General features: G+C 32.2%; 12 protein-coding genes. 5 read left to right on the forward strand and 7 right to left on the reverse strand.

Features of this window, described 5'->3' with window-relative positions; all coding sequences use genetic code 11:
- The coding region (locus QZZ53_RS07410; protein ID WP_296383136.1) for a GLPGLI family protein at nucleotides 1-467 on the forward strand (467 nt) is incomplete at its 5' end.
- Between the two features lie 36 nt (nucleotides 468-503).
- Nucleotides 504-3,158 carry a carboxypeptidase-like regulatory domain-containing protein gene (locus tag QZZ53_RS07415; RefSeq protein WP_296383191.1) on the forward strand — a complete coding sequence of 885 codons (2,655 nt, stop codon included), beginning with the start codon at nucleotides 504-506 and terminating at the stop codon, nucleotides 3,156-3,158.
- 88 nt (nucleotides 3,159-3,246) lie between these two features.
- Here the strand turns inward: QZZ53_RS07415 and QZZ53_RS07420 are convergent, their stop codons facing one another.
- Nucleotides 3,247-5,439, reverse strand: a complete 2,193-nt coding sequence (locus tag QZZ53_RS07420) for a patatin-like phospholipase family protein (protein ID WP_296383138.1) — start codon at nucleotides 5,437-5,439, stop codon at nucleotides 3,247-3,249.
- A gap of 67 nt (nucleotides 5,440-5,506) precedes the next feature.
- Nucleotides 5,507-7,300 (reverse strand): excinuclease ABC subunit UvrC, encoded by a 1,794-nt coding sequence (uvrC, locus tag QZZ53_RS07425; RefSeq protein ID WP_296383140.1) that lies wholly within the window; start codon nucleotides 7,298-7,300, stop codon nucleotides 5,507-5,509.
- A 140-nt stretch (nucleotides 7,301-7,440) separates the two neighbouring features.
- Here uvrC and rimK point away from each other — a divergent pair, with 140 nt between their 5' ends.
- From rimK to QZZ53_RS07440, 3 genes are read left to right on the forward strand one after another with little or no spacing between them, the layout of a single operon-like run.
- The gene (gene rimK, locus QZZ53_RS07430) at nucleotides 7,441-8,316 is read left to right on the forward strand and encodes a 30S ribosomal protein S6--L-glutamate ligase (RefSeq protein WP_296383142.1); all 876 of its coding nucleotides are present in this window, start codon (nucleotides 7,441-7,443) and stop codon (nucleotides 8,314-8,316) included.
- 45 nt (nucleotides 8,317-8,361) lie between these two features.
- The gene (locus QZZ53_RS07435) at nucleotides 8,362-9,330 is read left to right on the forward strand and encodes a succinylglutamate desuccinylase/aspartoacylase family protein (protein ID WP_296383144.1); all 969 of its coding nucleotides are present in this window, start codon (nucleotides 8,362-8,364) and stop codon (nucleotides 9,328-9,330) included.
- Nucleotides 9,327-9,902 carry a 5-formyltetrahydrofolate cyclo-ligase gene (locus QZZ53_RS07440; RefSeq protein ID WP_296383146.1) on the forward strand — a complete coding sequence of 192 codons (576 nt, stop codon included), beginning with the start codon at nucleotides 9,327-9,329 and terminating at the stop codon, nucleotides 9,900-9,902. The genes QZZ53_RS07435 and QZZ53_RS07440 overlap by 4 nt, the downstream gene beginning before the upstream one ends.
- Here the strand turns inward: QZZ53_RS07440 and QZZ53_RS07445 are convergent.
- The 5 genes from QZZ53_RS07445 to QZZ53_RS07465 all read right to left on the reverse strand — a co-directional run bounded on the left by QZZ53_RS07445 (nucleotide 9,844) and on the right by QZZ53_RS07465 (nucleotide 19,619).
- Entirely contained in the window at nucleotides 9,844-10,509 is a 666-nt protein-coding gene (locus QZZ53_RS07445; RefSeq protein WP_296383148.1) for a lipoprotein signal peptidase, read from the reverse strand. The two genes, QZZ53_RS07440 and QZZ53_RS07445, sit on opposite strands and share 59 nt — an antisense overlap.
- A gap of 96 nt (nucleotides 10,510-10,605) precedes the next feature.
- Nucleotides 10,606-10,989 (reverse strand): TraR/DksA C4-type zinc finger protein, encoded by a 384-nt coding sequence (locus QZZ53_RS07450; RefSeq protein ID WP_296383150.1) that lies wholly within the window; start codon nucleotides 10,987-10,989, stop codon nucleotides 10,606-10,608.
- A gap of 4 nt (nucleotides 10,990-10,993) precedes the next feature.
- Nucleotides 10,994-14,398 carry an isoleucine--tRNA ligase gene (gene ileS, locus QZZ53_RS07455; RefSeq protein ID WP_296383151.1) on the reverse strand — a complete coding sequence of 1,135 codons (3,405 nt, stop codon included), beginning with the start codon at nucleotides 14,396-14,398 and terminating at the stop codon, nucleotides 10,994-10,996.
- 202 nt (nucleotides 14,399-14,600) lie between these two features.
- Nucleotides 14,601-15,170 (reverse strand): Crp/Fnr family transcriptional regulator, encoded by a 570-nt coding sequence (locus QZZ53_RS07460; protein ID WP_296383153.1) that lies wholly within the window; start codon nucleotides 15,168-15,170, stop codon nucleotides 14,601-14,603.
- Nucleotides 15,171-15,362: 192 nt separating this feature from the next.
- The gene (locus QZZ53_RS07465; RefSeq protein ID WP_296383155.1) at nucleotides 15,363-19,619 is read right to left on the reverse strand and encodes a LamG-like jellyroll fold domain-containing protein; all 4,257 of its coding nucleotides are present in this window, start codon (nucleotides 19,617-19,619) and stop codon (nucleotides 15,363-15,365) included.
- Nucleotides 19,620-19,762: the final 143 nt, after the last annotated feature.

Genomic DNA, 19,762 nt, shown 5'->3' on the forward strand with positions numbered 1-19,762 from the left:
ATATGTTAGCGAAAATTGCTTTGGAATGTGATAATGAATATTATGCTAATAGTAGCGAAAACATCATTGTAAAGAAAGTATCTGCTTTAGGAACTTTTTTTATTATTGAGTGTGATTTTGAAAATAATTGGAATATCACTAAAGAAAAAAAGAAAATTGATAATTATATTTGCTATAAAGCCACAAAATCCATTACTAAAGAAAATTTTAAAGGCGAAAAATTTGAAATAAATGTGGAGGCTTGGTATTGTCCAGAGTTAAGTATGCCATTTGGTCCTTTAGGATATAATGGATTACCTGGATTAATACTTGAATTACATTTGGATAATATTATATATTTTGCTGATAGTATTAAAATCTTTAAGACCAAAGAAATAAGTATTGAAAAACCTAAAGGAAATAATAAAATTTCTCAAAGTGATTTTGACAAACTTATAAAAGAAGCTATTAATAATAGAGGGAATTAGATATTGAATATTACAGACAAACTACTACTCTTTATAATGGTTTTATTATTTAATGTCTTTTCTTTTAGCCAAAGCATAATTTATAGTGGCAAAGTCACCGACAGCCTAAAAAAGCATTTGCCCTATGCCAATATTTTGGCAATACCAGAAAGCGATAACCAAGAGGTAAAATTCGCCATTACAGAAAAAGACGGAAGTTATAAACTGGGTCTTTTAAAAAACCAAACTTACGAACTCACGGTAAGTTATCTAGGCTACAAACCACAAACCATAACTATTATTACCATAGACCAAGACATTACTAAAAACTTTGTCCTCAAAGAAAACCCAAACCAATTAGATGAAGTTACCATAAAATATACTCCATCAATTAATGTAAAAAAAGACACTATAACTTACGATGTTACAAAGTTTGTAACTGGTGAAGAACGCAAACTACGAGATGCCCTTAAAAAATTGCCAGGCGTAGAAGTGGATAGAGCAGGTAATGTTACTGTACAAGGTAAAAAAGTGACCAAAGTTTTAGTGGAGAACAAAACCTTTTTTACGGGCAACAGTAAACTTGCCGTAAACAACATACCTGCAGATGCAGTTGAGAAAGTTGAGATTTTAGATAATTACAATGAGGTTGCCATGCTAAAAGGTTTACAAGACTCTGATGATATGGCAATGAATATTCTGCTAAAAGAAGATAAAAAGAAGTTTGTATTTGGTGATATAGAGGTTGGTGCAGGTATTAAAAAACGTTTCTTATTACATCCCAATATTTTTTATTTTAGCCCAAAAACCAATCTTAACTTTATTGGAGATCTTAACAACCACGGCATAAAGAGTTTTAGTTTTAATGATTACTTAGAATTTGAGGGTGGCTTTGGTAAACTACTAAACGATGCTGGTAGTTATTTTAGTTTGTTTAATAGTGATTTTGCACGTTATCTCAATAACCAAGATTTTATAGCTAATGTTAATCAATTTAGTGCTTTAAATATTAGGCAATCGGTTTCTAATAGCACTGATATAAGTGGTTATCTCATTACCTCTAACTCTAAAACAGAAACAGCAAGCAATACCTTAAATGCTTACCAAAATATTACAGAACCTTTTACTGAAGATAGAACGGTTATCAATAATCTCAACAACTTTTTTACTATTGGTAAAGTTACTATAGATTACGATCCGAGTTATGAAGAAGATTTTGCCTATAATGCCTTTGTAAAAGTAACTAATAATGATAGTCGTGGATTTTTAAATACAATTAGCCCAAACCAGACTAATAGCATTACAACACTCACAGACGTTACCGCATTTAATTTAAAACAGAATATATCTTACAGTCGTAAACTATCAAAAGCGCATACGGCAACCTTAGAAGCCACTTATAATTTTCAGAATGATAAACCAATTACAGAGTGGCTAACTAATCAGCAAATATTACAAGGTTTAATTCCTTTGGTAGATGACGATGTGTATAATATCCTTCAAACTAAAACATCTAAATCGCATAATTTTAATGCCATAGTTAAAGATTATTGGGTGCTTAATAATTTTAATCACCTTTATATAAGTGTTGGTATTAATACGTCTTTTAATGATTTCTTAAATGAAGATGTGCAAGTGCTTAATGACGGAAGCATCAATAATTTTAGCTCTGCTGGTTTTGGTAATGATTTTGGGTATCAGTTTGTAGATACCTATTTGGGTTTAGAATACAAGTTTCAAATTGGTAATGCAACTTTTAAACCAGGTGTGTTTTATCATGGTTATCTATGGAGAACTCAGCAGTTTGATGTTGCAGAAACTCATTCTAAAAACATAGCATTACCTCAATTTACAACTAAAGTAGAATTTAATAATAGTGAAAAACTTAATATTAAATATCGTCTTAACGCTCGTTTTTCTAGCATTAATCAATTGGCTAATAACTTTGTATTGTCTAATTTTAATAGTGTTTATAGAGGTAACGCTCAGTTAGAAAATCAGTTGTATCACACAGCTACGCTGAGTTATCATAAATTTAGCTTGTTTAAAGGTCTTAACTTTAATGTTAACACCAGTTTTAATAAACGTGTTAAAACTATTAAAACCGTATCAGAACTTAATGGCATAGAGTCTTTTAATACGCCCATTATGTTTGACCAACCAGAACATAATTGGTCTGTAAGTGGACGTATTTCTAAAAAAATAAACAAAATACGTTATAACCTCAGCAGTCGTTTTAATTATAGTGATTTTTATCAAATTTTAAATAATGAAACCAATCTTAATGTTTCAAAATCAATTTCTTCAACTATTGGTGTTGAAACTTCTTTTAAAAACCATCCAAATATAGAGCTCAACTACACCAACGATTTTAGTAATTATAAAGCCCAAAGCAGTATTTCAAAATTTGAAAACGATAAATTAGAAGTCATCTTAGAATACGATTTTCTAAACGATTTTATATTCAAAGCAGATTATACCTTTGATAACTATAATAACAAAAGCCAAAATACCACTAACACGTTTGATACTGCAAATGCTTCATTATTTTACCAGAAAGAAGATAGTCCTTGGGGATTTGAAGTTAATGCTACCAATTTGTTTGATGTGAAATTTAAGCAACGAAATTCTTTTAATGCATTTGTGATTAGTGATAGTAAGACTTTTATTCTACCTCGAATTGTGATGTTTAAAGTTAGTTATAAGTTGTAAATTATGGCATCTCGACTGCGCTCGATGTGACAGAAAGTTTAAAGTGAGATGCTGAAATAAATTCAGCATGACAAAACATTCGTTTCGTTTAAAACCAAAATCCAAGATTAAAAAACCAATATCCATTCCCTGTATCTGGTGAGTAGGTGTATTTTCCTTCTAAAGGTCCAAGAAATGTTTCTAACGAATAACCCAATACATAACCACTAAAATCTGGTGATGTAAGCCATTCCCCAGATTCGAAAATTCCATCTTCAATATTCGCATAATTCGCAGCCAATATCAAATGATGCTTTTTAAAAATTTCGTAATCTAAAGTGAATGCGGCTTTTACAAAACTATCTCCTGAAAGCTCAATATAGTCATATCCATAAAATGACGTGAAATTATTTATAAAGTTATTACCATAACCACCTAATGCAAAGCCAAGAGCTGTTGTAGAATTATCTTCTATTTTAAAACCACCATTTGTTTCTGTTTTTAGAGCGACTTTATCACTAAAACTAAAAGCATAACCAATATCTGCTTTGGCTATCGCAAATTTCTCAAAGTCTTTATTAAAATTTGAAGCATTTAAATACCAATGGAAATCACCATTAAAATAAAAACCTTTTTTTGGAAAATAGCGATCGCTATAACTATCGAATTTTAAATTACCAAATACACCAAAGTACCCAGTGTTTTCGAAAATAATTTCATCTCCTTGGTTATCTTCTATTATGGTCTCAGACGTAATCTTTAAGCGTTTATACTCAGCTCCAACCCTAAATGCAAAATCCTTTCTAAAAATAGTTTGTAAATAAACCTGATTGGTGAAATCTGAAAGTTCTGCATCAATCTTATTTAATCCAGACAATAAAGAAGAACCTTCCTCTAAGGCAAGTAAAGGATTTACATTCTTATGAAATTGATTAAAACGCGATTTAATTCCTATACTGATATAAAAACCTTTATCTATAAAATAATCAAAATTATATCTGGAATTATCACCAAGAACAATATCTAACGACGCAATGTCATTATTAAAAAGTAATCGCTTTTTGGTAAGGTTTACTAAAGCTGCACTTTTATATAAATCATCATAGTGTACACCTAACTTTAAAAAAGTTGTGGTTTCAGATTCTTTTACTTTACCTCTTAAGTTATATTCATCATCATTACCAATAGGTTCTAATTGATACCTAAAGGTGTCAAAGTTATTAGTCGCAATAAGATTATTAATTCTTTTTCTAAATTCTCTATAACTCATCATTTCATTTCCTCTGAGTTTTAGTTTTCCTAAAAGATAAGATCTAGTATATCTCTCATTCCCTTCAATTCCAATAGATCTAATTTTTATGCTATCGAGAGGTTTAATTATTGGTCTATTAACTACAATGTTTTGTTGGTTTTTTACTTTTAATAATTCTGAAATGTTAACCCTTGCAGCAGCCTCTCCATTGGCAATAATATCTTTTCCTTCACTGAAAGAAATGACAGAAAAATTAGTGATATCTGGTTTTATATAGATATCTGTAAGTGGAGCCTTGTTTTTCATCGCATTAATAGTACGAAAATTATTAATCTGCATTAAAATATCTGGTGCCGATTTTAAAGATTCTCTATCTTTTAAGGCATCTTGGACATCTACTCCGATAATAATATCCATGCCTTTTGCTCTCAACTCTTCAACAGGAAAATTATTAGTAACTCCTCCATCTATTAATATTCTATCATCGATTGTTACTGGCTGAAACAAAGAAGGCAAAGCACCGCTTGCTGTAACTACTTCAGCTAGCCTCCCTTTTTCCATAATTAAAGATTCACCTGTTTCAATATCTGTTGCAATACAGAAAAAGGGAATAGGTAATTTTTTAAAATCTCTAATATGGTTAACAGGTAACATTAAATGATATAATAAGTTATAGACATTTTGCCCACGAGATAAAGCAGAAGGTAGGCTGATTTTAAACTTATCGAAAGGTAGACTCACAGCATGTTTTTCAGAATTATCCCGTTCATAAAATGATTTCGTATCTCGAGGAAATTCGTCATTTATCAACTCATCAAAATCTTGAGTATTGAACATCGCCTCTAGCTGTTTCCCTGAATAACCTGTAGCGTAAAGTGAGCCAATTATTGCTCCCATACTTGTACCAGAAATATAATCGATTTTAATGCCTAGGCTATCTATTACTTTTAAAGCACCTATATGTGCAAATCCCTTTGCTCCACCACCACTGAGCACTAATCCAACTTTTGGTTCTTTTATTTCTTGAGCTTGCAGAAAATTGCAACTCATAGTAAAAAATACCAGAATTAAAATAAGACATGAATACTTGGACTTATATGTTTGGGACAATTTCAACTTATTCTTTATGATAATAATTATAAATTTTATTAGCTCTAGAAACTCCAACAACAGCTTCGAGCTCATCTAGCTTTGCATTTGCAATTCGTTTTACCGTCTTAAAACTCTTCATTAAATCAACAATAGTTTGCTCTCCTACTCCAGATATATTTTCTAGTTCCGTGGTTAATGCACCTTTACTTCGCCTGTTTCTATGATGCTCTATCCCAAAACGATGCGCTTCGTTTCTTAATTGCTGAATAATTTTTAAAGTTTCACTTTTCTTATCTAAATATAGTGGGATTGGATCATCTGGATAAAACAATTCCTCTAAACGTTTAGCAATACCAATAATAGCGATTTTTCCTCTTAATTCTAAGATATCTAAACTTTTTAATGCCGAAGACAATTGTCCTTTTCCTCCATCAATGATAATGAGCTGTGGTAAAGGTTGCTCTTCTTCAACCAAACGTTTATAACGTCTGTATACTACTTCTTCCATTGACGCAAAATCGTCTGGACCTTCAACTGTTTTTATATTAAAATTACGATACTCTTTTTTACTAGGCTTACCATTTTTAAAAACAACACAAGCAGCTACAGGGTTTGTACCCTGAATATTAGAATTATCGAAACATTCAATATGTCTAGGCTCTTCAGGCAATTGTAAATCGGCTTTCATCTGTGCCATAATTCTATTGGCATGTCTATCTGGATCAACAAGTTTTACCTGTTTAAACTTATCCATTCTGAAATACTTCGTATTACGAATCGATAAATCTAGGATGTTTTTCTTATCACCAAGTTTAGGAACAGTTACTTTAATCTCTTCACCCAAATTAACTTTAAAAGGCACGTAAATTTCTTTTGAATTAGAATTAAAACGTTGTCTGATTTCGGTAATTGCTAATTCTAATAATTCTGTATCTGATTCTTGTAACTTCTTTTTTAATTCTAGTGTGTGAGACCTGATAATAGAACCATAACTCAATTGTAAAAAATTAACATAAGCATAGGTTTCATCACTAATAATTGAAAACACATCTACATTACTAATCTTAGGATTTACAATAGTTGACTTTGCTTGGTAATTTTCTAAAACTTCAAGTTTCTCTTTTATTTTCTGAGCATCTTCAAACTGCATATTCTCCGCATGCTGCTTCATTTGTATTCTAAACTGTTGTAATGAATCTTTAAAATTTCCTTTTAAAATTTCCCGTATTGTAGTGATATTAGAATGGTATTCTTCCTCTGTTTCGTAGCCTTCGCATGCTCCTTTGCAATTTCCTAAGTGATACTCTAAACAGACTTTATACTTTCCTGCTTTGATTTTAGCTTCAGATAAATCATAATTACAGGTTCGTAATTGATATAGTCCTTTTATTAAACCTAACAGGGTTTTTACGGTTTTCATGCTTGTGTATGGTCCAAAATATTCAGAACCATCTTTAATCACCCTTCGTGTTGGAAACACTCTAGGGAAACGTTCTTTTTTTATACAAATCCAAGGATACGATTTATCATCTTTAAGCAATACATTATACTTAGGCTGATATTTCTTTATAAGGTTGTTTTCTAGTAATAAGGCATCATTTTCTGTCTCAACCACAATATGTTTTACAGAGACTATATTCTTAACTAAAACACGCGTTTTTCCATAATCGTGATGTTTAGTAAAGTAACTACTAACGCGTTTTTTAATATCCTTAGCCTTACCAACATAAATAAGCTTTTCGTCAATGTCAAAATATTGGTAAACACCTGGTTGATGTGGCAGGGTTTTTATTTGTATTTCTAAGGTAGTTTCTGGCATTAAACCAAAGGTAAATAAAAGTTACAAGTTAGAACTCACATCTACTTAAAGTTAACACAACAAGCACCACTTCAATAAACCAGCTTAAAAATTTGAGTTGCCTTAAATACTTATTAACTTTAGCACTTTAAGTATTTACTATGAATATCGTCATCCTATCTAGAAATGAACACTTGTATTCTACAAGACGCCTTATTGAAGAAGGTGAAAATAGAGGTCATGATATTGAAGTCATTGATCCGCTTAAATGCGATATTATCATTGAACAAGAAAAACCAACCATTTATTATAAGGATCGTTATTTAGATTATGTAGATGCCATTATTCCAAGAATTGGAGCTTCGGTTACTTTTTTTGGTTGTGCTGTTGTAAGACAATTTGAAATGATGAATGTTTTTACAACAGTAACTTCTGATGCAATTATTCGTAGTAGAGATAAACTGAGAAGTTTTCAACGCTTGTCTAAAGCCGGAATTGGAATGCCAAAAACAGTTTTTACAAATTATTCTCGTGATGTTGAAGAAGTTCTAGCACATGTTGGTGGTCCTCCTGTAATTATAAAACTACTTGAAGGAACTCAAGGCTTGGGAGTGGTTTTAGCTGAATCTAAAAATGCTGCCGAATCCGTGCTTGAAGCTTTTAATGGATTACAAGCCAGAGCACTGGTACAAGAATATATTGAAGAAGCTAAAGGTGCAGATCTTAGAGCATTAATAGTAGATGGACAAGTTATTGGCGCCATGAAGCGTCAAGGAAAAGATGGTGAGTTTCGTTCTAACATACATAGAGGAGGAAGTGCCTATTTAATTAAACTCACTGAAGACGAGTTAAAGTTAGCCATAAAAGCCGCTCGCGCTTTAAAGCTCCCGGTTTGTGGAGTGGACATGCTACAATCCGCAAGAGGACCTTTGATTATGGAGGTAAACTCTACACCTGGACTAGAAGGTATAGAAGGTGCCACACAGAAAAATATAGCAAGAGCCATTATTACTTTTATAGAACGTAGTAAAAAATAGATAGAATTAAGAATAAATAGATTCCTGTTTTCACAGGAAATAAATATGAGTGAAAAGGAGGTATTACATATACTAGGTGAGAAAGTAGCACTTGGTGAAAGTGCAAAAGTGAGTTTTAATGTTGCCAAATTACATACACAAAACACTATCGATGTTCCTGTGATTATTGAGCGTTCTAAAAAACCTGGCCCAACAGTATTGATTACGGCTGGTATTCATGGAGATGAAATCAATGGAGTAGAAATTGTGCGTCAGATTATAGCTAAGGGCATTAATAAACCTAAAAAAGGAACCATTATTTGTATTCCTGTGATTAATGTATTTGGTTTTATACATATGGATAGATTGTTTCCAGATGGCAGAGATTTAAACCGTGTTTTTCCTGGTGGAAAAGGCGGTTCTTTAGCTAGCAGAGTAGCACATAAGTTAATGACAGAAATTGTCCCTCATGCAGATTTAATTTTAGACTTTCATACAGGTGGAGCAGATCGATTTAATGCGGCTCAAATACGTATTGTAAAAAACGAAATTGTTCTAGATGAGTTAGCTCAAGTGTTTGGAGCACCTTTTATATATTATTCAAAAAACCTTAATAAATCATTTAGAAATTCTTGCTACAAACATGGTATACCAATGCTTTTATTTGAAGGTGGAAAGTCGTTCAATATAGATAGTACAATTACAAACACTGGTGTAAATGGCACCAAACGTGTATTGAATCATTTAGAAATGTTAAATAGCAAGTTTAAGGTTTCAAAACCTAAAAGAAAAGATATAAAAATTGCTGATAGTAAGTGGATACGTGCTAACCATTCTGGTATGTTTAAAGCTGATGTTTCGGTGAATTCTATAGTACAAAAAGGAGATGTTTTAGGACACATTACGGATCCTTATGGTAGCTTTAACCATTTTGTAAAAGCTCCAAATGATGGTTATATTTTTAATGTAAATGAATCACCAATTATCTATCAAGGTGATGCCATTTTTCATATTTCCACAAAACTAGAATCGTGAAAAAATTTGAACTTCGAAAAAAATATAAAGCTTTAAGACAATTGCTTTCTGAGTCTGAAATTGATGATTATAGTTTAGCCATTGCGAACCAATTATTAAAATTAGAGGCTTGGGATAAATCCTTTTATCATATCTTTTTAACTATTGAAGAACAAAAGGAAATCAATACAGACTATATATTAAACATTCTATCTGGAAAGGATAAAAACATTGTCATTTCAAAAAGTAATTTTGAAGATTATACTATGACACATTATCTGCTTACGGATAACACAAGAATCAAAAAAAACGACTACAATATTCCTGAACCTGTTGATGGTATAGAAATTCAGTCCTCTAAATTAGACGTAGTTTTTGTTCCTTTATTGACTTGTGATAAATCTGGAAATAGAATTGGCTACGGAAAAGGCTTTTACGATCGATTTTTAGCTGATTGCAAACCTGAAACTATAAAAATTGGCTTGTCTTTTTTTGAAGCTGAAGATGAAGTTTTTGAAGCTTCAGAGAATGATGTTAAGTTGGATTATTGTGTGACTCCGAATGAGACATATCAATTTCAGAAGTTTCTTTAAACGCCTTCTTATTAAACACAATTAAAATCCCAATGCCAGTACTAATTGCAACATCAGCCACATTAAAAACTGGATCGAAAAATGAAAAGAGTCTTCCTCCAATTACTGGTAACCACTCTGGTAAAATACCATTCCATAAAGGAAAATGAAGCATATCTACAACCTTACCATGAAATACATCTGCATAACCACCAGCTTCTGGCAAAAATGTTGCGACTTGCATATCACTATCACTAAAAAGGACACCATAAAACACAGAGTCAATAATATTTCCTAAAGCACCAGCAAAAATAATAGCGATAGCAAAAATTAGGATTTTAGATCGCTTCTTTTTAGTCACATCTACTAGCCAAAATGCAATACCAGTAACAGCAGCAATTCTAAATAAAGTTAAAATTAGTTTAGCTGATTTGTCTGAGATAAAGGTAAAAAGATCACTCAATTTTGTTCCCCAAGCCATACCATCATTTTCTACAAAGGCTATTTTAAACCAAGAGAAAACCGTCACATCTTCATTTAGTTGAAAATGGGTTTTAATATATATTTTACTAATTTGATCTATCAGTAAAATAAGAATGATAATAAATGAGGCTTTTTTTAAAGACATATTTTGGCTTAAAAGACTGAAATTAATCTAAATAAAAAGCCTTGAAATTAATAATCCAAGGCTTTATGATTTTGATTTTTTTGTTCAAAAAACGACTTATTTCTGCATATTCTTAGCTTCAATACTAAGTGTTGCATGAGGCACTAATTTTAAACGCTCTTTATTGATTAATTTTCCTGTTACACGGCAAACACCATAAGTTTTATTTTCAATTCTGATAACTGCATTTTTCAAATCTCTAATAAACTTTTCTTGACGAATTGCTAATGCAGAATTAGACTCTTTACTCATAACAGCACTACCTTCATCAAATGCCTTAAAAGTTGGAGATGTATCTTCAGTACCATTATTATGATCGTTCATATATGCACTTTTAATAAGCTCTAAATCGTGCTGTGCTTTTTCAATTTTCTCATTAATTAAAACCTTAAATTCTTCTAAATCTTTATCAGAAAATCTATTATTTGTATCTGCTGCCATATTTTTAATGTTTTTTTATAAACAATTTGGTATTGATTTCGTCAAAAGCAATTTCTATACCATTGTTTAGGTTATCTATAATTTTTAAATCTTCAGTTAATGTTTCTGATTTAATATATTCCTCATTTGAAACAATTGCTGCTGCAACTTGAGCATCATTTTGAATTTGTACGTCAATTCTGTCAGTAACCTCAAATCCTGAATCCTTACGTAAATTTTGAATACGGTTTACGAGTTCTCGTGCAACGCCTTCTTTCCGTAATTCTTCACTTATTGTTACATCTAAAGCTACTGTTAATGCACCTTCGTTAGCTACAAGCCACCCTTCAATATCTTGAGATGTAATCTCTACATCATCTAATCCCAAAGTAATATTTTTTCCGTTAATTTCAACATCAACACTGCCATTTTGCTCAATTTTTTTAATATCATCAGCATTAAAGGCATTTATAGCACTGGAAATCAACTTCATATCCTTTCCAAACTTAGGTCCTAAGATCTTAAAATTTGGCTTAATTTGTTTTACCAATATATCTGAAGCATCTTCTAAAAGTTCAATCTCTTTTATATTAACTTCATGTTTAATTAAATCTGAAACTGCTTCTATTTCCTCTTTCTGTTGTTGGCTATCAACAGGAATCATTATTTTTTGAAGTGGCTGACGTACTTTAATCTTCTCCTTAGCTCTCAACGATAATACTAATGAAGATATTGTCTGTGCATTCTCCATTTTTCGTTCTAAAACTTTATCAATTGAATTAACATCTACTTTTGGAAATTCTGCTAAATGTACACTCTCAAAATTCTCTTTTTTAGAGACTGCATTTAAGTCTAAATATAAACGATCCATAAAGAAAGGCGCAATTGGTGCTCCAAGCTTAGCAATCGTTTCCATACATGTATAAAGTGTTTGGTAAGCCGAAATTTTATCTATTTGGTAATCCCCTTTCCAGAAACGTCTTCTGCTTAAACGCACAAACCAATTACTTAAATAATCTTGCGTAAAGTCTGAAATTGCTCTCGCAGCTTTTGTCGGCTCATATTCAGCATAAAACTTATCTACCTTCTGAATTAAAGTGTTTAATTCTGATAAAATCCAACGGTCTATTTCTGGTCGTTCTTCTAATGCAATATCTGCTTCGCTATAATTAAAACCATCAATGTTTGTATAAAGCGTGAAGAATGAATACGTATTATACAGTGTACCGAAGAATTTACGACTCACTTCTGCAATACCGTCGCTATCAAACTTTAAGTTATCCCAAGGGTTTGCATTACTAATCATGTACCAACGTGTAGCATCAGCTCCATATTTAGATAGAGTTTCAAAAGGATCTACAGCATTTCCTAAACGCTTAGACATCTTTTGACCTTTCTTATCTAAAACGAGTCCGTTTGAGACAACATTTTTATAAGCTATAGAATCAAAAACCATTGTGCCAATAGCATGAAGCGTATAGAACCATCCACGTGTTTGGTCTACTCCTTCTGCGATAAAATCTGCTGGAAAAGCTTCATTATTATCAATTAGGTTTTTGTTTTCAAAAGGGTAATGCCATTGTGCATAAGGCATAGAACCAGAATCGAACCAAACATCTATTAAATCGCTTTCGCGCTTCATTGGTTGTCCGCTTGCTGAGACTAATACGATCTCATCAACTATGTTTTTATGTAAATCTAACTTTGCGTAGTTTTCTTCGGAATTGTTTCCGACTTCAAAATCTTCAAAAATATCTTTAGCTAAAATACCTGCTGAAACTGCTTTTTGCATTTCGTCTTTAAGCTCTTCTACTGAACCAATACAGATTTCTTCTTTACCATCTTCGGTTCTCCAAATTGGTAATGGAATTCCCCAATAACGAGAACGTGACAAATTCCAATCGTTTGCATTAGCTAACCAGTTTCCAAAACGTCCTTCTCCAGTTGATTTTGGTTTCCAATTAATGGTTGTATTCAACTCGTGCATACGACCTTTAATGTCTGTTACTTTAATAAACCAAGAATCTAATGGGTAGTATAAAATTGGTTTATCCGTACGCCAACAATGAGGATAGTTGTGTTTATATTTTTCTACCTTAAAGGCTTTATTCTCTTCTTTTAACTTAATGGCTAACTCTACATCTATTGATCGTTCTGGCGCTTCACCATCATTATAATATTCATTCTTAACATACTTACCACCAAACTCTTTCATTTCTGGTCTAAAACGACCTTGTAAATCTACAAGTGGTACTAAGTTATCATTATCGTCTTTCACCAATAAAGGTGGTACCTCTGGTGTTGCTTGTTTTGCGACCAAGGCATCATCAGCTCCAAAGGTTGGTGCTGTATGCACTATTCCTGTACCATCTTCTGTAGTTACAAAATCTCCTGCTATAATTCTAAAAGCATCTTGAGGATTGTCGTTTGGTAAAGCATAAGGTAATAATTGTTCGTATTTAATACCAACAAGATCTTTTCCTAAAAACTCTTTTACAACAAAGTATGGTATCTTTTTGTCACCATCTTGATATTCTAAAAGTGCTACTTTTTCTTCAACGCGTTTAAACTTCCCATCAAATTGCTTATTGACTAATGCTTTTGCCAAAATTACATTCATAGGTTTGAATGTGTATTGATTATACGTCTCAACTAAAACATAATCAATTTTTGGCCCAACGGTTAATGCTGTATTACTTGGTAATGTCCAAGGTGTTGTAGTCCATGCCGTAAAATGAATATCGCCTTCGTTTTGTAAGAAATCTGGCAATGTGCTTTCTATAGCTTTAAACTGAGCAACAATAGTTGTATCTGTTACATCTTTGTATGCGCCTGGCTGATTAACCTCATGCGAACTCAAACCAGTACCTGCTTTTGGTGAATAAGGCTGTATTGTATAGCCTTTATACATTAATTTCTTAGTATAGATTTCTTTTAAGAGCCACCAAACAGTTTCCATGTATTTTGGCTCGTAGGTGATGTATGGATCGTCCATATCTACCCAATATCCCATTTTTTGAGTAAGGTCATTCCAAACATCTGTGTAACGCATTACTGCTTTTCGGCAAGCGGCATTATAATCTTCTACAGAAATAGTTTTACCAATATCTTCTTTGGTTATACCTAGTTCCTTTTCTACACCAAGTTCTATTGGTAAACCGTGTGTGTCCCAACCTGCTTTTCGTTTTACTTGAAAACCTTTCATGGTTTTATAACGTGGAAAAATATCTTTAATAGCACGAGCTAAAACATGATGTACACCAGGTAAACCGTTAGCTGAAGGAGGTCCTTCAAAAAATACGTAAGGAGGTTTTCCTTCTCTAGTGCTTACACTTTTATCGAAGATATTATTTACTTCCCAATAGCTACCAATCTCGTCAGCAACTTTTGATAAGTTAAGTCCTTTATATTCAGGGAACTTTTGGCTCATTGTAGTCTTGTATTATAAGAGCGCAAAATTAAGAATTTCTGCCCAAAGGATGGGATTTATACTAAAAAAAAAAGCAAACGGCGATCGTTTGCTTTTTTTTGTTAGGGTTATTGCTATTAACTAATATTAATTTGTAAATAAATTGATATTAGGCAAATTTAATTCGAATTAAACTAGTATGAATTAACATATGTTAATATCGTTACAGTTCTTTTCTTATTCTACTTAATTGGACAGGAGAAATATTTAAATATGATGCTATTTGATATTGTGGTATTAAATTATCAATATTAGGAATCTGTTTTTTTAAAGACAAATATCTTTCAGTTCCATTTAAAGCCATAGTTTCCAATTGTTTTCTTTCGTACATTATAAAAACATATTCTAGAATTCTATTATATAGATTGCTTATATCGATATTAGTTTTAGATATTTTGATGAATTCATTAAAATTAACTTCAAAAACTTCAGAATCTACAAGAGCTTCGTAACATAGAAGGGATGGTTCGTCTTTAATTAACGATGAAAATGCACCAACAAAACTGATTGGTGTAAATATATTTTTTGTGATTTGTTTTCCTGATTCTAAGGTGCTGAAAGCTCGCATTAATCCAGAAGTTAAAAAGGCTATTTTGCTACTTTTTCCGCCTTGTTTAACCATCTCTTCACCAGCTGTCAACTTTCGTTTTGTGGCTAAGCTTTTTAAGATTAAAAAAGTTTCCTTAGAAACATGGAATCTTGATTTTAAAAAATCAAAGTTAGGGTTGTCCATGAAGTAAGAATTTATAATAAGTTTTGAAATTCTTAAATTTTTTTTATTATTCCTAATAATATCCATGAATTCCTTAATAAAAGGGATATTATGACTTATTTAAAATGGTTATAATTTAAAGTAAAAATAAAAGGCCATCACATCATACAATGAGACAACCTTTCTCAATTATCAAATGTTTATATTTTATGTTTATTTAACCAAGATTTTTTTAGTTAAGACACCATTTTCCTCAGTCACTAATCTTATAATATAAGTACCTTCGCTTAAATCGCGCACTTCAAATTCATTATATGTACCTTCGTAAATTCTATTAATTTTGTAAACTGATTGCCCTAAGACATTATACACTTCTATACTCTTAATCTTCTTATTTTTTGGATTTAAAACTACTATTTTATTTCTCTTAAAAGCATAGTAAAGATTGAGGTTCTTTATGGTTTGATCTATTATGGATAATGACTCGGACAATTCTTGAAAAACAATCTCAAATCTGTTGATAAACTCACCAGCTTCTGATGAAAATTCATAAGGTTGTTCGCTTCTTAAGTCATAATAATTACTTGTTAGGTTATCTAACAGGTATATGTCTTGGTCTTCTGTTATGTTTTCTATTTCTGTAAGTGCTATAGTATAGTTATAGTTTCCAGAAGCTTTTAATACTAAAGGAACCACTTTATCTTCTGCAATTTCACTATAAGCCTGAATGGTCATTAATTCATTCTCTAAAACTAAATTTAAGTCATCATTATACTCCTCTACATTTTTAGCATCATAACCATAATCGTAATCATCTGATGTGTCTTCACTAAAACCAAGTAATAATTCTCTTCGAGTCAATGGTCCATCAACTGAATTAAATTCTATACGTAGTTTTTGCATTAAGCCTTCTTCTGAAGTTGAATCTCCCATTGGTTTTTCGTTTTGCGAACTCGAACCATTTCTAAAAAAAACCGAACCGTTAGCGTAAGAACCATCTGCATCTGCTTCTTTAATAAATATACGTTGACTGTTCTTAAAAACAATATTTCCACTATTTACAATTTCCGTCATAAAACCTTGACCAACTGGCAAGTACCTTGATGGTGTTTTGGTGCCGTCTTGATTGCTGTTTACATCTCCTTCTATGCCCACAAATTGATAGGCTCTTGTGGATCCTGTCTTATTAACTTGGGCATAACCTCCATCGTACTCATCTAAATTATGTGATGCTCCACTCCACTGTTGCCATAATTGAATTGTGCCATCTATTACACCCGCATTATCATTAATAAATTGATGTAAATCTATAGCTGATGCATATGGGTTTCCTAATAAATAATCGGTCTTAGATACTGCAGGCACAGAGCCGTTACCTCCAGTGTCAGTAACATTAATCAATATAGTCCCGTTGTTTGGTTTACCATCAAAAAGATATTGTTGTTCTGAACCAGTATTTCCAGTTCCTTTTTGAGTATAACCTACTCCTGGTTGTAATGATGTGTTTGGATTAAGAAGTGCGTAATCATAATAAGTAACACCATTTATATAAGTATACAGCCAATAGGTACTTATTTTGCCTACCTCATCATAAGCTCCAGTAAACTGAAAATTACTACCACTAGGTTTTTTAAGCATGCCTAAATTATATACCGAATTATTGGTGTTATTAGTTGTTGTATTGTTATCCATTAGAGATGTTGCTCCTAAGCTCCCTACTGGTGATGCCCAATAGTTATACCAATACACACTTGAGTTTCCTTCTTGGCATCTTAATATTTTTCCAGTTGCTGAAGTCACTAAATCACTATTAATCCCTTGAATTAATTGAGAATCGTTTTTAAGATCTAACGTTCCGTTAAGCTCTAAGTACCAAGTATTATCTATTTTATTATCCCCATTAATGGTCAATTTTTTATTAGACTCTATCAATAACCCTAAATTGGTATGTGAATTAGAAGAAGTCACATTATTCTTAATATCAATAATACTCCATTCTTTATTGCTTGATACATCTTCAATATCCCATACATCTCCATGCAACCAAGTTCCTTGAGAACTCCAATCACCATCTATATTTGTCTGATAAGGCATTGGCGATGTTTGCTCTAGGACGGTTGTTATATTTACTAATCTCAGATCATTATTATTTCCTGAATAATCAAATGTGTTATTATTCTTTATGTTTGTCATGGGATAATATGCCAATAAATCCCCCCATGATACTTTTAGAAACGTTTTTGAATCTTCTATTTGTTTTGGTATTACCTTTCCTCTTACATTTCCACCATCATTTTCAATTTCTTGATAAACCATTTGCTGTATTTGCACTGAACTTAATGCCGAACTGAAAACTCTAACCTCATCGATATCACCAACAAAATATTGCTTATTGCTTACGTCTCTCGACAATCTGCCTACTTCAAAATTACCATTCCAAGAACTCGTTCCCAGGAAAGTCTTACCAATTAATGTTGGTAAATATACCGTACTTTCTAACTTACCATCAACATAGATAGTAAGTTCTCCTGTTACATTAGAAAAGGTTCCTGCAACGTGATGCCATTCATTATAATTTACGCTGATACCGTTAACAACATTAGTAGTACCAGAAGTTGTACGAATTCCGAACAACAGCTTATTACCGTTTTGCACATAAAGCCTACAGGAAATGCCTTCTCCTGCGATGGTCGCATTAGCTACACCATTATTACTAGCATCAATTTTCACCCATGCCATCATGGTTATTTTCCCTAGTCCATTAATAATACTTTTTCCTGTTAAGCGGTCATCTACACCATCAAAATCTATAGTTGATGAAGGTGGTGGATTAATATTAAATAAATCGCGATAGTCTAAATCACCACCAGAGAATAAGTCACCATCAGTATCTGGTAAAATTGAAGCACTTGGGTTATTAATTTCATCATTTACATCATTAGAGTCACTAGAATTACTACCTTCAAAAAGCAAATCTAATCCGTCATTATCTCCATCAGAGACCAAAATGATTGCATTAGCCATACCATTTTCTTCAATATCTAATATCTCGTCATTGTCTGAGTCTAAATCAATAAAATCATAAACTTCATCTTTATCTGTATCTTGAAGATCAATATTCCAACGATAATTATCATCAATACCATCTTCGTCAAAATCGAAAATAGCAGTTCCAATGCCACTAGGTGCAATATAACCTATGGTGGATTGCGCTTCAATATTATCTGGAATTCCATCATCATCTGAATCTATATCCAAAAAATTATAATTCCCAGTTCCATCTGTATTTATAGGGTTTGTACCTGTTCCTGCAGATAAAGGAATTCCATCTGTCGTTAGAGTAAAACCTACTTTTCCGTCTGCACGACCATCTCTAATTATATCTACTCCACCAGATTCCAAAACATCTGTAATACCATCATTGTCCGCATCTAAATCGAAATGATTAGGAACTCCATCACTATCCGCATCTAAATTTGCGCAAATACCAGAAGCATTCAAAGTACAAAAATTCGCATCCATATAATTAGGTATACCATCAACATCATGGTCTGCTGAAGGATCTATACCTCCAGATTCATCTGTGTCTTTTATACCATCATTATCATCATCTAAATCATCTACATCACTACGACCATCATTATCATGATCTGGAAGTGTTAAAATAAATAGTTTTCCATCTCCATTATCATTAGATGCTGCTGTTAATGTGGCTTTAGTTATTAATGAGCCAGTTGGTGCTATATCGTTAAGATAAAACAGAGCTATGCCAATAGTTCCTCTATTCTCAATTACACGATCACTCAACCAATAATCAGATCCAGTAGGTGGCGGATTTACAGCTCCAGGTGTTCCTAAATTACTATTGCTACCTGTACCTCCAAAACCATATTGTGTACTAGTTTGATTTACAAAAGTTTCACCCAAAGACACTTCTGTTAAACCATCTTCTGGATAACCAAAAAATTCTATATGGTAACAGTTGTTAGCATTACGTTCAGTAACTGCTATAACACCACTAGAGCTAGAAATGATACCTCCTGAATAAGTTAGCGTCATTTTTTGAGCATCAGTCGTTTCTTCGGCTGTGTAATCGTCACAAATATTATCTCCATTTCCATTACACTCAAAATAATTATTAAGGTTTAAAGATTGAAACGCGGCCAATGCAGAAGCATTCCATGTAGCACTAGAACTCTTATTTTCAATTTTAACCCCATTGAGTCTAATATTATTAGAGTTATGACCACTTGGTCCTAGTTGTGTCATTTCATACCCAGAAGGAACACCAAAACTAAAGTAAACATTACCATTTATAGTTACGCTCTCAATTGTTGCTGGCTGGTTTTGATGTGTTTGAGTATCACTCCATTGAAAAGTAACACCAGATTGAATACTTGGCTTATTCGTTTGGGCATATGCAACAGTAAATAAAAAACAGAATACAGTAGTAAGTAGATTTTTATACATAAGTATAATAGTTTGGGGACTATAATTATTTATGTACTACAATAAAATCTTAGCCGAATGGATTTCACTCTGAGGGGAGTGTACGTCTTATATACGATAAAAACTTTAGGTTGATTTTATCAAAATATATTACAAGAATACAA

This window comes from Winogradskyella sp., from assembly GCF_016744625.1.
GTDB lineage: Bacteria > Bacteroidota > Bacteroidia > Flavobacteriales > Flavobacteriaceae > Winogradskyella.